This window comes from Nitrobacter sp. (assembly GCF_051535215.1).
In the GTDB taxonomy this organism is placed as follows: domain Bacteria; phylum Pseudomonadota; class Alphaproteobacteria; order Rhizobiales; family Xanthobacteraceae; genus Nitrobacter.
Genome location: NZ_JBPPLY010000001.1, coordinates 165,103 through 178,907, shown reverse-complemented (window position 1 = coordinate 178,907; position 13,805 = coordinate 165,103). Strand labels below are relative to the sequence as shown.

Annotated in this window: 13 protein-coding genes and 1 tRNA gene; 4 read left to right on the top strand and 10 right to left on the bottom strand. The window is 62.7% G+C overall.

Going from position 1 to position 13,805, the window contains the following annotated elements:
* Positions 1 to 167: 167 nt before the first annotated feature.
* The 3 genes from rplT to infC all read right to left on the bottom strand — a co-directional run bounded on the left by rplT (position 168) and on the right by infC (position 1,797).
* On the bottom strand, positions 168 to 527 hold the full coding sequence (gene rplT, locus ACS3WB_RS00845; RefSeq protein ID WP_292610534.1) for a 50S ribosomal protein L20: 360 nt from the start codon (positions 525 to 527) through the stop codon (positions 168 to 170).
* A 64-nt stretch (positions 528 to 591) separates the two neighbouring features.
* Positions 592 to 792, bottom strand: coding sequence for a 50S ribosomal protein L35 (gene rpmI / locus ACS3WB_RS00840; protein ID WP_009796600.1), 201 nt, complete (start codon positions 790 to 792; stop codon positions 592 to 594).
* A 465-nt stretch (positions 793 to 1,257) separates the two neighbouring features.
* On the bottom strand, positions 1,258 to 1,797 hold the full coding sequence (gene infC, locus ACS3WB_RS00835) for a translation initiation factor IF-3 (RefSeq protein ID WP_438274016.1): 540 nt from the start codon (positions 1,795 to 1,797) through the stop codon (positions 1,258 to 1,260).
* A 234-nt stretch (positions 1,798 to 2,031) separates the two neighbouring features.
* Here infC and ACS3WB_RS00830 point away from each other — a divergent pair, with 234 nt between their 5' ends.
* Entirely contained in the window at positions 2,032 to 2,805 is a 774-nt protein-coding gene (locus ACS3WB_RS00830; protein ID WP_438273717.1) for an alpha/beta hydrolase, read from the top strand.
* Between the two features lie 69 nt (positions 2,806 to 2,874).
* Here the strand turns inward: ACS3WB_RS00830 and ACS3WB_RS00825 are convergent, their stop codons facing one another.
* The 3 genes from ACS3WB_RS00825 to ACS3WB_RS00815 form a co-directional block, all read right to left on the bottom strand.
* Positions 2,875 to 5,115 (bottom strand): DUF2235 domain-containing protein, encoded by a 2,241-nt coding sequence (locus ACS3WB_RS00825; protein ID WP_438273716.1) that lies wholly within the window; start codon positions 5,113 to 5,115, stop codon positions 2,875 to 2,877.
* Between the two features lie 194 nt (positions 5,116 to 5,309).
* Positions 5,310 to 7,049 carry a PAS domain-containing protein gene (locus ACS3WB_RS00820; protein WP_438273715.1) on the bottom strand — a complete coding sequence of 580 codons (1,740 nt, stop codon included), beginning with the start codon at positions 7,047 to 7,049 and terminating at the stop codon, positions 5,310 to 5,312.
* A 367-nt stretch (positions 7,050 to 7,416) separates the two neighbouring features.
* Positions 7,417 to 7,491: transfer RNA gene (locus ACS3WB_RS00815), tRNA-Gly, on the bottom strand.
* Positions 7,492 to 7,832: 341 nt separating this feature from the next.
* On the opposite strand from ACS3WB_RS00815, the gene ACS3WB_RS00810 reads away from it, so the two are divergent.
* The 3 genes from ACS3WB_RS00810 (at position 7,833) to ACS3WB_RS00800 (ending at position 9,789) form a co-directional block, all read left to right on the top strand.
* Positions 7,833 to 8,765 carry a tetratricopeptide repeat protein gene (locus ACS3WB_RS00810; RefSeq protein WP_438273714.1) on the top strand — a complete coding sequence of 311 codons (933 nt, stop codon included), beginning with the start codon at positions 7,833 to 7,835 and terminating at the stop codon, positions 8,763 to 8,765.
* Between the two features lie 85 nt (positions 8,766 to 8,850).
* On the top strand, positions 8,851 to 9,525 hold the full coding sequence (locus tag ACS3WB_RS00805; protein WP_438273713.1) for an LON peptidase substrate-binding domain-containing protein: 675 nt from the start codon (positions 8,851 to 8,853) through the stop codon (positions 9,523 to 9,525).
* 69 nt (positions 9,526 to 9,594) lie between these two features.
* Positions 9,595 to 9,789, top strand: a complete 195-nt coding sequence (locus ACS3WB_RS00800) for a Trm112 family protein (protein WP_438273712.1) — start codon at positions 9,595 to 9,597, stop codon at positions 9,787 to 9,789.
* 41 nt (positions 9,790 to 9,830) lie between these two features.
* Here the strand turns inward: ACS3WB_RS00800 and ACS3WB_RS00795 are convergent, their stop codons facing one another.
* The 4 genes from ACS3WB_RS00795 to ACS3WB_RS00780 form a co-directional block, all read right to left on the bottom strand.
* A complete protein-coding gene (locus tag ACS3WB_RS00795; RefSeq protein WP_438273711.1) occupies positions 9,831 to 11,180 on the bottom strand; it encodes an ammonium transporter in 1,350 nt (449 codons plus the stop codon).
* A 38-nt stretch (positions 11,181 to 11,218) separates the two neighbouring features.
* Positions 11,219 to 11,557 (bottom strand): P-II family nitrogen regulator, encoded by a 339-nt coding sequence (locus ACS3WB_RS00790; RefSeq protein ID WP_438273710.1) that lies wholly within the window; start codon positions 11,555 to 11,557, stop codon positions 11,219 to 11,221.
* A gap of 378 nt (positions 11,558 to 11,935) precedes the next feature.
* A complete protein-coding gene (locus tag ACS3WB_RS00785) occupies positions 11,936 to 13,249 on the bottom strand; it encodes an ammonium transporter (RefSeq protein WP_438273709.1) in 1,314 nt (437 codons plus the stop codon).
* A 170-nt stretch (positions 13,250 to 13,419) separates the two neighbouring features.
* Entirely contained in the window at positions 13,420 to 13,758 is a 339-nt protein-coding gene (locus ACS3WB_RS00780) for a P-II family nitrogen regulator (RefSeq protein WP_438273708.1), read from the bottom strand.
* Between the last annotated feature and the right edge of the window lie 47 nt (positions 13,759 to 13,805).

Here is a 13,805-nt window from a genome sequence, read left to right as displayed (position 1 = left end):
CCACCTCCCCCTGGAGGGGGGAGGTCGACCTGCGAAGCAGATCGGGTGGGGGTGAATCGGAATGCGGGGCGCGTGCAGGTTGGCAGGACACCCCACCCCGACGCCTCACGACGACGCAAGCGTCGTCATGCGGCGCCGACCCTCCCCCTCCAGGGGAGGGTAAACAATCAGGCCGCCAGCGCGGCCTTGGCTTTCTCGGCGATCGCCTGAAACGCCGCCGGCTCGTGGATGGCGAGGTCCGACAGCACCTTGCGGTCGACGGTGATGCCCGACTTGGACAGGCCGTCGATGAAGCGGCTGTAGGTCATGCCGAACGGCCGCACGGCGGCGTTGAGGCGCTGGATCCACAGCGCGCGGAAGGTGCGCTTCTTGCGCTTGCGATCGCGGAAGGCGTACTGACCGGCCTTGTCGGCGGCCGCCTTGGCGGCGCGAATGGTGTTCTTCCGGCGGCCGGAAAAGCCCTTGGTAACCTTGTAGACTTTCTTGTGCTTGGCATGAGCCGTCACACCGCGCTTGACGCGAGCCATGACTGAACTCCTCTCAAAATCAACGGGTTAATGCGGGATGCCGCGTTGTCGCGGCGAGCGGAGGTCAGGCGTTGGGCAAGAAGTATTTCTTGATGTTGTCGCCGTCAGTCTTGAACAGCACGCGGGTGCCGCGAAGCTGACGAATCTGCTTCTTGGTCCGCTTGATCATGCCGTGGCGCTTGCCGCGCTGGGCGTGCTTGACCTTCCCGGTGGCCGTGATCTTGAAGCGCTTTTTCGCGCCCGATTTGGTCTTCAGCTTGGGCATTTGGCTCTCCTGTCGCCACGACGAAATCCGCCCGGATAGGGCGGCCTAGTGGCTGAAATTGCTCGCTAGAGCGTTAAAAGTGCTCGGCTATTCTCGTATTTCCCAAAAGAAAATCCCGAGAAAATCCAGCACGGGTCGTCGCCACGGCAGCCCTTGATCAGCCGGGCGGCGAAGGACAGGCTTATGGCAGAGGATGGCCGGATTGGCAACGATTTAGCGAAAGAACGATTTCGCTATTCCCTCCATCCCCACAAGCAGGAGGAGAACAGGCTGGTTTCAGGGCGAGTGCGTCTGTCCACTGCTTGCACTGTGAAGACTTTCGACAGGCTTTGTGCTGCGGGCACCGCTCGCTCCTCTCCCGCTTGCGGGAAAATCAGGGTCGGGGGATTCGCCGAGGCCAATCGAACACGGCCCGCCAGATACCTGACGGGCCATTTCAATTCGAAATCAAATTGACCGATCCCCTCAGCGGGGAGCCAGCACCATGACCACCTGGCGGCCCTCGAACTTGGCGTCCTGTTCGACCTTGGCGTAGGCGGCAACGTCGGCCTTCACCTTGTCGAGCAGCTTGGTGCCGATCTCCTGGTGGGCCATTTCGCGGCCCCTGTAGCGCAGGGTGATCTTGACCTTGTCGCCCTCCTCGAAGAACCGCTGCATCGCCTTCATTTTCACGTCGTAGTCGTGATCGTCGATCATCGGACGAAGCTTGATCTCCTTGATCTCGACGATCTTCTGACGTTTGCGGGCTTCGGCAGCTTTCTTCTGGGCCTGAAACTTGTATTTCCCGTAGTCCATGATCTTGCAGACGGGAGGGCTGCTGTTCGGCGCGATTTCCACGAGGTCCATGCCGGCATCCATGGCCATCTTGATCGCGGCGATCGTTTCCACGGTACCTTGGTTGGTGCCGTCCTGATCGATCAATTGAACCTGGGCATTGCGGATTTCATCGTTGGTGCGCGGTCCGTCTTTCGCGACGGGCATTGGCGCTCTACTGGGACGGCGAATGGGTGGTTCTCCAATGTTGTGAAAGAGACGCCTATTTTGAAGGAATAACCGCCTGCGGGCAAGCGGCGGGATCAGCTCGCCGGCAAAACAGTCAAATGCGCGGTATTTTGGTCACGCCGATCAACTTCCGGGCAAACCCCGGAAGCCGCCGCTTGTTCCCCCGGTCCACATTCGTTTGACGGACAGCGGCGGACCGCGACATACAACGGAAAACGAGACGGACATGCGGACATCATGACGAGCGGGGCGGCGCAGTTCATCGAGGTCGGCGGCGGCGAGACGAAGCGCCGGATCGCCGTTCACGCGAGGCGGGGCGGCCCTCCGGGCCTGCTCTGGCTGGGAGGGTTCAAGTCCGACATGGCGGGCACCAAAGCGCTTGCGCTCGACGCGTGGGCGGCCGAACGCGGCCAAGCCTGCGTGCGGTTCGATTATTCCGGCCACGGGATAAGCGGCGGCGAATTCACCGACGGCACCATCGGTCGCTGGCTCGAGGAGAGCCTTGCGGTGCTCGATGCCTTCTGTGAAGGCCCGCAGGTCGTGGTCGGCTCATCGATGGGCGGCTGGATCGCGCTGTTGCTGGCGCGCGCACTCGCGCGGCGGGCATCATCCCGCGCCACGCTGGCCGGACTTGTGCTGATCGCCCCGGCGCCGGACTTCACCGAGGAACTGATGTGGAAAGCCTTCCCGCCAGAGGTCAAACACGCCATCGAGACGGAAGGCGCATGGCTGCAGCCGTCGGACTACGGCAATCCCTACCCGATCACGCGCAAGCTGATCGAGGACGGCCGCAACCATCTGCTGCTCGGCGGCTCCATTTCGACCGGCTGTCCGGTGCGCATCCTGCAGGGCGCGCAGGACGCCGACGTCCCATGGCGGCACGCCTTCGCGCTGACCGAACGGCTGCCGAGCGACGACGTGGTGCTGACCATGATCCGGGACAGCGATCACCGGCTGTCGCGTCCCCAGGACATCGCGCGCATCCTGGCGGCGGTCGCGGAGTTTTCCTGAGGCGGCTTGCGTTTTGACGCACCGCGCCGACCCGGTCGGACCGGGCAGGGTCCGCCATTCGACCGTCTTTCACCTGCGCGTCACGACGAGTTTGGCGGAGCCTTCATTGTTGCGGTAGAACACGTCGTACAGTCTGGGAATACCCAGCACCGCATCGTTGACGAAGATGAAAAGTTCGCCGCTCCGCGTCGGCCGGATCACCGTCTCGACCTTGCCGTCCTCGGGATCGGGGTCGAGGAAGACCTCCTCGCCGCCGGTCGCACCATAGCGCAGGACCAGGCGGAACCACGGCCGCGTCAGTTCGCGGCGCAGCGGCACACCGAGCATCAGCGCCGCGCGTTGCCACCAGTGCGGCGCGTCGGTCGTGTAGAATCCGCCGAGCGGCGAGGGGATATCACCGTCGCGGAACGGCTGCGTCGTCTCGACCTGAATCAGATAGCGCGCGCCGAAACCGTCCACCGCGATGCCGGTGCCGGCGCATAACTGCGACGTGCTGAAATTGAACGTCGCCTGCTTGCCGCGCGCGAGCCCTTGCGCCGCCGGACTTTCATCGCAGGTCAAACCCGCGACGTCCTGGACGTTGTAGGCGAGATGGCTCGCGAAGGTGACGCCGAGATAGACGAACAATGCGGCGAAGAATGCGGGCGCCCAGCGCCGCTTCAACTGCTGGTGAAACCAGATATAGGGCCGGCTCGCGCGCAGGAGATAGATCCAGTTTGACGGCAAGCCTGTCGGCGCCGCCGACGTCTTCTGCCAGATCGCATTCATGCGGTCGGTGATCCGGGTCGCGAGAAAGACGCCCCACAGCGCCAGCGCGCTTGCGAGCCCGAGCAATGCAACGAACTGCACCGGGCTGCGCGCATAGCCGTTGATCCAGGTTTGCACGAAGCCGGGAAGAAATCCGCCGACGACGCGGATGATGTCCGACACCCAGCGAAACCTGCTGGTGTATTCGTCCGAAGGCGGCAGCGAACGCGCCAGCGGATAAAGCAACAGCCAGGCCGTGGCGCCGACGGTCGCGAAATAGACCAGCCGACGCTTCCAGACCTCGTTCCAGACATGCTCCTGCGTTCCGCTGCGCGCCAGCGCGCCGGCGCTGCTTTCGAAGCCGTATTGATCCGGCGTCAGCACCAGCCCATCCTCGGTCACAACGTCATAGGTCTTCGGCAGCCCGACCGGCGCATAACTTTGCGAACGGCTGGCGATGCGCTTGAACGCGCTGGCATGCACCTTCGGCCGCTCGATGACGACTTCGTCCTTTTTGGAAAAACGGTAGTTGCAGAGTTCGGCCAGCTTGCGCGGCCCGTAGCGATAGTAGCTGCCAAGCCCCTTGCGCGGATCGTAGAGTCGGCCGTCCTTGTCGCACATCGAGATCGCATTCTTGAACGGATCGGGATCGGCCGCCGGCTGGCGCTGATCGGATTTGAACCGCAAGCCGCAGCGTTGCGCCTCCGTCATCATCCAGACCAGCGGGATATAAGCCAACGCATCGTCGGGATAGCCGCCGCCGACATTGGAATGAACGCCGGCGAACCACACCTGGCTGATCTGCTCGTCGGCGAGATAGCGCTTGCCGTCGTCGCGCGGCGTCAACCTCGTCGCGCCGCGCTCGTCCCACAACTCCGGATGGAACGTGGTGCGCGGCTCGTCGAGCGACAGCGCCTGGCAGGCGCGCTTGACGCGCGTGCAGTCGAGCGTGTGATTGGGCAGTTCCAGCGGCCAGATCCATCTGCTGACGCCGCGCGTCATCTCGTCGAGCGGCAGTCCGTAGGCGGCGACGGTGTCCCACACGCCGATGAAGCGGATTTGATCCACCTGACGATTGTCACGCTTGTCGTAACCCTTCGGCAGAAACAGGTCGCGCACGCTGCGAAAGACGTCCTCGATGCGCAGAAACGTATGAAAACGTTCGCGCCGGTACTGGCGATAGGCGGCCTTGGCCTTTCGCGTCAGTTCGGCCTCACTGTCGGCGGCGACGAGCCCCTGATTGAGGATCAGTCCCATCACCACGCGGATCGTGAAGGCGCCGCGGCTGAAGCCGAAGCCGAACAGTTCGTCGCTGTCGTCGCGCCAGTTGCGGCATGCGAACTTGTACAGGTCGATGACGTTGCGCTTCAATCCGAAGCCGAACGCGCCGCCAAGAATGGCGAGCGGCTTGAACGACGAGGTGCCGACACCGTCGTCGTAGAACGCGACCTGATCCGACCCCGACAGATCGAGTGCTTCAAACGAGCGCCAGACATTGGTACGCCAGACTTTCGCCGCCGAGTTTCCAGTGCCGTCGGACAGCAAAACGATTTTTCGGCCCATGCCACCCCCGGAAGACAACGTCGCGCGACGTTGATTCGCTTTTTAATCAAAACATGCAGCGCTCGTGAGAGCCGTCGTTTTGATCAGCGCATCCGATTTGCGGCGAAATTCGGGCTTGCCTGTTGAAACGAAAAAACTGGCGACGGTTCGACACCGTCGCCAGTTCTGTTTTCCGTTGCCTGAGCCGGCAGCCGTCAGAGGAAGTTGGTGACAGCTCTCGTCGAGGAGATCACTGCGTGACTGAACCCTTCCCGAAGGTTGTCCAGCAACTGACCGAAGGTCGAGCGACCGCCGTTTGCAGTCTTGCGCCGTGACTCTTCCAGCCGCCGCAAGCTCAGCGGCTCAGCGTCCGAAGCGGCGGTGGTGTCAACCTCGCTTGCAACGACCGCGAAATCCTGGCGGGCTTCTTCTGCGCCCGACTTGACCATGGTTTCGTAGAACTCACGGATCGCGGCGCTCATCTCTCTTGCGTAGGCAACAACCTTGAACGGCTTGCCGGCGAGATCGAGGACCGGGCTGTACAGGGCCTGCATCCAGACTTCCTTGCCGTTCTTGCCGATCCGCTTGTACTCGATCGACTGCGACTCGCCGCGATTGAGCTTGGCCCAGAACTCACGATATGCGCCGACCTGCCGCTCCGACTGTTCGGCGAACATGCCGTCATGCTTGCCCTTCACTTCGCCAAGCGCGTAGCCCATCGTCTTGAGGAAGTTTTCGTTCGCACTGACGATCGTGCCGTCCAGGTTGAAGGCGGCAACCGCCTGCGAACGGTCGAGCGCGGCGATCCGGCCCGCGTTTTCCAACGCCTCGATTTTCTGCGCGGTGATATCGGTTGCGAGCTCGATGACCTTGGTCGGTTTTCCCTTCGAATTCAGCACCGGGTTGTAGGACGCCTGAACCCAGACCACCTTGCCGTCCTTGCCGATCCGCTTGTATTCGGCCGTCTGCGATTCGCCGCGATTGAGCTTGGCCCAGAATTCGCGATAGGCGGCGCTGGAGCGTTCGCCGGCTTCCACGAACATGCTGTGGTGCTTGCCCTGGACCTCCCTTGCGAAGGCATAGCCAAGCGTCTTCAGGTAATTGTCGTTGGCGGTCATGACCGTTCCGTCCATGCCGAATTCGACAACTGCCTGCGCTTTTCCGATGGCTGCGATCTGACCTTCCAGGTCAGCCATCCGCACTTTCTGTTTTGTAACGTCGGTTGCGAAGGTCACGACCTTGAAAGGCTTGCCGCTCTCATCAGCGATCGGGTTGAAGGTCGCCTGAAACCAGACTTCCTGCCCGCTCTTGCCGATGCGCTTCAATTCGGCCGATTGAGGCTCGCCGCGATTGAGCTTGGCCCAGAATTCGCGATAGACGGCGCCGGAGCGCTCCAACGAATCCACGAACAGCCCGTCATGCTTGCCCTGCACTTCGCCCAGCGCATAGCCCATCGCGCTGAGGAAGTTCTTGTTCGCGGTGATGATCGTGCCGTCGAGGTTGAATTCGACCACCGCCTGCGAGCGATCGATGGCGGAAACCTGACCCGCATGGTCCAGGGCCTTGATCTTTTGGGCAGTGATATCGGCCGCGAGCTCGATAACCCTGGTCGGTTTTCCCCTCGAATCCAGCACCGGAATATAGGAAGCCCGAACCCAGACCTCGTCGCCGTGGCTGTCGATACGCTTGTAGTCGGCCGTTTGTGACTCGCCCTGGTTCAGGCGGGCCCAGAATTCGCGGTACGCGGCGCCGGTCCGTTCGTCGGCGTCCACGAACATGCTATGGTGCTTGCCGCGAACCTCGGCGAGCGAGTAGCCGAGGATGTTGAGAAAGTTCTCGTTGGCGGTGATGATCGTTCCATCGAGACCGAGCTCTGTGACGGCCTGAGTTTTGCTGATCGCTGCGGCTTTCGCGGCATTTTCTTTTGCGATCGCCCATTTTTTGAAGAAAAACATTGATCCTCCCCAGGAGTTAGATCCAAGAACAGCTCGCGACTCGCGGGCGCAAGCTTGGTTTACCGATCATGAAGGGGGGCGGTTAAAGCGAGGTTAATGGGATTGGTAGATTTCCTATAAGCGGGAACCGGCGGCCGGCTTCCGCAACGCATTCCACACAAAGAGGGTGGAAATCGCGTCAAATTCGCCAAAAAAACCGCCCGCGGCCAATCCGGTGCGACAGCACGTCACAGCAAAACCGTCGCATCAGATCACGGGGCCCGCTTCTGAGCCGAACGGGGAAAATCGTAAGCTGCGAAAAGTCTGATGTCGGTCAGGAGTTTGCGCATATCTTGATCGCAAACCCGGCATCGGCGCGCTGGAAAACTGGAGCGGGCGAAGGGATTCGAACCCTCGACCCCGACCTTGGCAAGGTCGTGCTCTACCCCTGAGCTACACCCGCATCCGATAACAGGCCGCCGACTCTCGAGCCGCCGGAGCGCAGAGCTATGCCAAATGCGGCTTGTGAATGCAACAGCCAGATCGTGCCGGGCCTTGCGCGCGGCCGGCCCTCGCCGGATGCCGGCTCCACTATCGAAATCCGGCCGGGCGACCCCGCCCCGAGGTCGTTTTCGCGGCGGAAATCCGAAACAGGGGAGAAATCCTGCTATATTATTCGGGCTTGGCGCCGATTTGCCCGCCCGCGACCGCGTTCCGCCGATTGCAAAATTTTCACGCAGGGACCAATTAAGCGCTTGGGCGGTTGTCGAATCGGCCCGTTCCGGAAGATCAGGCGAGGATCATGTGACTATAGTCGAGCAGGGCAGCGCGCCGTCACCGCAGGCGTCGGATCTGATCAGGGAAACGACGACCCAGAGCTTCATGAAGGATGTCGTCGAGGAATCGATGCGCCAGCCGGTGCTGGTCGATTTCTGGGCACCCTGGTGCGGACCGTGTCGCCAGCTCACCCCGACGCTGGAAAAGGCCGTTCTTGCCGGCGGCGGCAAGATCAAGCTGGTGAAGATGAACATCGACCAGCATCCGGCCATCTTTCAGCAGCTTGCGGCACAGACCGGCAGCCAGTCGATCCCCGCGGTTTTTGCTTTTGTCGGCGGACGGCCGGTCGACTTCTTCATGGGCGCCGCGCCCGAGAGCCAGATCAGCGCCTTCATCGACAAGCTGACGCAGGGCGTCGCGGCGCCCGGCGCGCCGAATATCGAGGAAGTCCTGCAAGAGGCGGAAGCCGCGCTCGCAGCCGACGACCCCACAACAGCCGCTTCGATCTATGCCGAGGTGCTCGGTTTCGATGCCGCCAATCTTCCGGCGATCGCGGGACTGGCGCGCTGCTACACAGTCACCGGCGCACTCGACAAGGCCAGACAGACGCTCGAACTGGTGCCGGAATCCAAGCGCGGCGACGCCGCCGTGAAGGCCGTGCAGGCCATGATCGACCTCGCCGAACAGGCGAATTCGCTCGGGCCCGTCGCCGAGCTCGAAGGAAAGGTCGCGGCCAATCCGCTCGACCATCAGGCGCGGTTCGATCTCGCGACAGCGCTGAACGCCAGCGGCAAGCGGAGCGAGGCCACCGATCACCTGCTTGAAATCGTCAAACGCGACCGCAAATGGAACGATGACGCCGCTCGCAAGCAACTCGTGCAGTTCTTCGAGGCGTGGGGCGGCGCCGACGAAGCCACCGTCGAGGGGCGCAAGCGTCTGTCGACGATCCTGTTTTCCTAGAGCCTGTCCGCTTCCTTTGCAGCAGAGATACGCGCAGATTTGAAGCTGGAGAACCCTGCTCGAATAGCATCCGGATCCGCCGCCCATGCCTATCAATCTCGACTATCGCGGTCCCGGTGACCTTCCCGAAGTGATACCGGTGTTTCCGTTGCCCGGCGCGCTGTTGCTGCCGCGCGGGCAGATGCCGCTCAACATTTTCGAGATGCGTTATCTCGCAATGGTCGACGACGCATTCCGCGACGGCCATCGCCTGATCGGCATGATCCAGCCCGACATCGCCCATTCCGCAAGTGAGGACAAGCCGAAGTTGTTCCATGTCGGCTGCGCCGGGCGCATCACCCAGTTCGCCGAATCCGGCGACGGCCGTTACATCCTCGAACTCACCGGCGTGTCGCGGTTCAAGATCGTGGAAGAGCTGACGGTGCTGACACCCTATCGCCAGTGCAAGGTGGATTTCTTCGCCTTTACCGACGATCTGACCGCACGCAAGGGCGAGGACGAAGTCGACCGCAAGCGGCTGCTCGAGGTGCTGAACGATTTTCTCAAGGTCAACAACCTGAAAGTGGACTGGAGCGGCATCGAGAACGCCCCGAACGAGGCGCTGGTCAACGCGCTGGCGATGATGTCGCCTTACGGCCCGCCGGAGAAGCAGGCGATGCTGGAGGCGCCCGACCTGAAAACACGCGCGGAAATCCTGATCGCCGTCACCGAAATGGACCTCGCAAAAAAGAGCACCAGCGGCGATCCTGGATTACAATAGACAAAGAGCGTTCGTTTCCGATCAACCGTCGCACCAGATGCGGCGGGCCATCTTTCGAAGAGACCACGCATGACGACCTCCTCCGACCGTTCCGAAGATACCGTCGACCCCAAGCTGCTGGAGGTTCTGGTCTGCCCGGTGACCAAGGGGCCGCTGGAATTCGACGCCGGGAGGCAGGAACTGATTTCGCGTTCGGCCAAACTCGCCTACCCGATCCGCGACGGAATCCCGATCATGCTGCCGGAAGAGGCCAGGAAAATCTGAGCGACGGTGACCGCTTCCGTCGTCGCGAGCAGCGTATCGCTTCATTGCACCACTTCGCCGTGCTGGGTGATGTCGAGGCCTTCGCGTTCATTATCTCCCGTGACGCGCAGGCCGATCGCCGCCTTGACGGCGAGCAGGATGAGCAGCGTTGCGATGGCGTCGTAGGCAATGGTGGCGAGGACGCCGTAGACCTGAATGACAACCTGATGGGCGTTACCGTCGATCAGCCCCGTGCCCGCCTTGTTGATGGCGGCGCGGGCGAACACGCCGGTAAGCAGCGCGCCGATGATGCCGCCGACGCCGTGGACGCCGAAAGCGTCGAGGCTGTCGTCATAGCCCATCATGTGCTTGAGGCCCGTCGCGCCCCAGTAGCAGCCGACGCCGGCCACGGCGCCGATCACCAGCGCGCCGCTCGGATCGACGAAACCCGAGGCCGGGGTGATGGCGACGAGACCGCCGACGGCACCGGAGCAGATGCCGAGCACGCTCGGCTTGCCGCGCAGGCCCCACTCCACGGCCATCCAGGCCAGCGCGGCGGCCGCGGTCGCGATCTGGGTGACCGCCATCGCCATACCGGCCTGCCCGCCCGCGGTCACCGCCGACCCGGCGTTGAAGCCGAACCAGCCGACCCACAGCAGCGACGCGCCGATCACGGTCAGCACCAGGTTGTGCGGCGCCATGTTCTCGCTGCCGTAGCCCTTGCGCTTGCCGAGCACCAGCGCGCAGACGAGGCCGGCGACGCCGGCGTTGATGTGAACCACGGTGCCGCCTGCGAAATCGAGCACGCCGAGGCCGCCGAGGAAACCGCCGCCCCAGACCCAATGCGCGATCGGCGCATAGACCAACAGCGACCACAGCCCCATGAACCACATCATCGCCGAGAACTTCATGCGATCCGCGATCGCGCCGCAGATCAGCGCCGGGGTGATGATCGCGAACGTCATCTGGAAGCACATGAACACCGATTCCGGAATCGTCGGCGCGGCAGCCGCGACGGTGTCGGTGCCCATACCGATCAGCAGCATGCGCGAGAAGCCGCCGAGAAAGTTCGTGCCCTCGGTGAACGCAAAGCTGTAGCCGATCACCATCCACAGCACGGTGACGAGACAGGTGATGGCAAAACTCTGCATGACCGTGGCCAGCACGTTCTTCTTCCGCACCATGCCGCCGTAAAACAAGGCGAGGCCGGGGATCGTCATCATCAATACCAGCGCGGTGGCGGTCAGCATCCAGGCGGTGTCGCCGGAATCGATTTTGGGCGGCGTGACCGCAGCAGCGGCGGCCGGCGCGGCGGTCTGGGCAAGGGCCGTGTCGATGAACCCGGCGAGACAGGCCGCGCACAATATCGCTGCGATGACCAGTCCCGCGCGGGCCGGACGTTCGAACCTCATGTGCTTTTTCTCCTCATTGAGCGACGGGGGGTGCGGGATCAGATCGCGTCGGCATCCAGCTCTCCGGTGCGAATGCGAAGCGCGTGCTCGAGATCGATGACGAAGATCTTGCCGTCGCCGATCCTGCCGGTCCGCGCGGTCGAGGCGATGGCTTCGACGACCGCATCGACCAGGTCCGACTTGATCGCGACCTCGATCTTGATCTTCGGCAGGAAGCTCACCGTGTACTCAGCGGCGCGATAGATTTCGGTATGGCCCTTCTGGCGGCCGTAGCCCTTGACCTCGGTCGCGGTCAGACCGTGCACGCCGATCGCGGTCAGGGCATCGCGAACCTCTTCGAGCTTGAAGGGCTTGATGATCGCCATCACAATTTTCATGTGTCCGGTTCCCGGCTGGGCCCGGCTGCAACGCCGGGCGGACTCGGCTGAGGTCACCGCGCAGGAGACGGTCACGAAGCGGCTTCAGCCGTGATCCATAGAATCAAATGCCGTGCCAACCCGGATGGGTGGCTTAACTTACTGTAAGTAAATGTATTTTCGGATCAGCCGCCGAGCGGTGGCGTGAGGCGCGGTAAGCGCCGCTTAAAGCCTGTCCACATCTGCACAAAATAAGGGCAGCGCTAGGCTTTCGGGATACTTTGCCTAACAGAAATGCACCCAGTGGAGCCGAAAGGTTTGAGTCGCTCCTCCAATGAAGAAAAAGCCCGGTTCCGAAACCAGAACCGGGCCCAAAAACGCGACTCACAAGCTGTCGCGCTATTGCAACGCCTCGCCGTGCTGGGAAATGTCGAGGCCTTCCAGCTCGTTCTCGCGCGAGACCCGCAGCGACACGAAAACGCTAACCAGCTTGAGGAGACCATAGGTGACCGCGCCCGACCAGAGCAGGGTGACGCCCACGCCATAAAACTGCAGCAGCAACTGGCGCGGATTGCCTTCCAAAAGACCGGGCACGCCGCCGATCGAGGAGGTCGCAAACACTCCGAGCAGCAGGGTTCCGGTCAGTCCGCCGATGCCGTGGACACCGAACACGTCGAGCGCGTCGTCATAGCGGAAGCGATGCTTGAGGCTGGTGCAGGCCCAATAGCAGACCAGTCCGGCAACGATGCCGATGACGATGCCCTGCAGCGGCGTGACGAAGCCGGACGCCGGCGTGATCGTGCCGAGGCCCGCGACTGCGCCCGAGATCATGCCGAGCACGGAGGGCTTGCGCCGCGTCGACCATTCGACCGCGCCCCATGTCAGCGCCCCGGCGCAAGCGGCCAGATGCGTGGCGATGATCGCCATCACTGCGCGCGAATTGGCGGCCAGCGCCGAGCCGCCGTTGAAGCCGAACCATCCGACCCACAGCAATCCGGTGCCGACCACGGCCAGCGACAGATCGTACGGTGACAGGTTCTCCGAACCGTAACCGTGACGGTTGCCCAGAACTTTCGCGGCGACCAGCCCGCCGACGCCGGCACTGAGATGCACCACGAGCCCCCCGGCGAAATCCTGCACGCCGGCCGCACTGAGGAAACCGCCGCCCCACACCCAGTGCACGAGCGGAACGTAGACAAAGACGAACCAGCCGATGGAAAACAGCAGATAGGCCGAAAAGCGCATCCGGTCGGCCACCGAGCCCGCTACCAGCGCCACCGTGATGATCGCGAAGGTCATCTGGTAAAGCATGAACAGCGCTTCCGGAATGGTCTTCGCCGCGGGATTGACGGCGTCCATGCTCATGCCGGCGAGAAACAGGCGGGCGGGCGATCCGAGCCACCGCCCGTCGCCGGTGAACGCCAGCGAGTAACCGAACGCCACCCACAGGATCGAAATCATCGCGACCGCCGCGAGGCTTTGCGCCATGGTCGCCAGCACGTTCTTCTTGCGCACCATGCCGGAATAGAACAGCGCGAGCCCCGGAATCGTCATCATCAGCACGAAGGCGGTGGCGACGATCATCCAGGTGGTATCGGCCGCGCTGACCGTGGACACCTCGCTCGCCAAAGCCTGCCCGCCTGACGTTGCGAGCATGGCGAGTGCAAAGGTCGTCGCGGCCGCGCGCGCCGGCCAACGTGAAACTGCCCCCATTGTCGATCCCCGGCCTGGCTATCTCCGTCGTTGCGAGGAGCTTCAGCTCCGAAGCAATCGGGTCCCCTCAGTGAGGCGTTAACCGTATCGCTTCGCGGAGCCTGTCCCTGGGCGACGCTTCGCGCCGACCCGTTGGCTCGCAACGACAATACTTCTCTCTGTCATCAATCTCACAGCGCGTCGCCGTCGGTCTCTCCCGTGCGGATGCGCAGGGCGTGATCGATCGGAAGCACGAAAATCTTGCCGTCGCCGATCTGACCGGTATGCGCGGCCGTGGTGATGGCTTCCACGGTTTTGTCCGCGAGCTCCGACGGCACCGCGACCTCGATCCGCAGCTTGGGAAGAAAATTCACGACATATTCGGCCCCGCGATAGATTTCGGTATGCCCCTTCTGGCGGCCGTAGCCCTTGACCTCGGTTACGGTCATGCCATGCACGCCGAGTTCGGTCAGCACCTGGCGGACCTCCTCCAGTTTGAAGGGTTTAATGATGGCGATGACGAGTTTCATAAGGGCTCATCCGCTCGATGGACAACACTGTGATAAACGAATTCGCG